Here is a 1,131-nt window from a genome sequence, read left to right as displayed (position 1 = left end):
ATAATCTTTTTCATAAAATTCCTTTAAATTTTACTAAAATTTGCCAGCGAATAGAATTCTATCCATCGCCACTTTAAATTAAAACAAGCTGTAAAGATCGTCCAGCAAGAAATACTTTTTATCAATGGTGCCTTTATAAAAAGGCTCAATACTCTCATCAAAAATTTTTGTAAAAAAACCTTTTTTACTTAGCTCAATTAGTCCCGCATTTACCGCGTTAAGCAGCTCAGTATTGCCCTTTTGCACTGCGATGGCCAGGAAGTCCGTCGAGCCTAAATTCTTGATATTTACCTCAACCTTGTAATCAACTACGGCATAAGCAAATACAAGTAGATTATCATCGCCGTATCCGTCGCCCTTGCCCGATTTTAGGTCATTAAAGCATTCATTCGCGCTCGCACACGGTACTACGTTATAGCCCTGTTTCGTAAAGTAATCAAACACAGTAGTGCCGGGCTGCGCTAGTATAGTCTTTCCGTTTAGATCGGAGACCTTTCTGATATTATCGTCGCTACGAGTTAGCACGCCGATATTTACGCTAAAGTATGGATCGGAGAAATCTACCAGCTTCTCGCGCTCTTTCGTAACCGAGATAAGCGCGATATCTAAATCGACTCTGTTGTCCTGCACCGCTTTTATGCGGTCATCACCTACCGTTACGACATATTGTATCTTGCTGCCTTTATCACCGAAAATTTCTTTAACAAGCCCTTCGATCAAGAGTATCTCAAACCCGCTATATTCGCCAGCTTTAGCGACGCTAAACGGCGGAGACGAGCCATCTATACCGATTCGAATAACCCCTTTTTCTTTGATTTGAGTCAAAGTGTTGCTAAAAAGCGAACACGCAGCCAGCATCAATGCTAGGATTATCTTTTTCATAGCGTCCCCCTTTTTAAAAATTACAGCAAGCTATAAAGATCATCCAGCAAGAAATATTTTTTCTCCGCAGTACCCTTGTAATACGGCTCAATCGTCTCGTCATAGGTCTTTTTCATAAAGCCGTTCTTACTTAGCTTGACTAGCTCGCCATTTAAGAACTCAAGCAGATCCTTATTGCCTTTAGAAACCGCAATGCCTAAGAAATCCGAAACGCCTAAATTCTTGATATTTACCTCAGTGTCGCTGTCG

At 40.9% G+C, this 1,131-nt stretch carries 1 protein-coding gene and 1 pseudogene; both read right to left on the bottom strand.

Going from position 1 to position 1,131, the window contains the following annotated elements; translation table 11 throughout:
- Nucleotides 1–78: 78 nt before the first annotated feature.
- Nucleotides 79–882 (bottom strand): transporter substrate-binding domain-containing protein, encoded by an 804-nt coding sequence (locus tag Q0095_RS09290; protein WP_297883248.1) that lies wholly within the window; start codon nucleotides 880–882, stop codon nucleotides 79–81.
- 20 nt (nucleotides 883–902) lie between these two features.
- Nucleotides 903–1,131: pseudogene (locus Q0095_RS09285) on the bottom strand (amino acid ABC transporter substrate-binding protein); the annotation flags it as partial.

This window comes from uncultured Campylobacter sp. (assembly GCF_938045535.1).
Classification (GTDB): domain Bacteria; phylum Campylobacterota; class Campylobacteria; order Campylobacterales; family Campylobacteraceae; genus Campylobacter_B.
Note: the sequence above shows the minus strand (reverse complement) of the source record. Positions and strands in the feature narration are given on the sequence as shown.

Excerpts from the sequence above, each read along its gene's own strand:
- Q0095_RS09290 (WP_297883248.1), bottom strand. The coding sequence starts at position 882 with ATGAAAAAGATAATCCTAGCATTGATGCTGGCTGCGTGTTCGCTTTTT.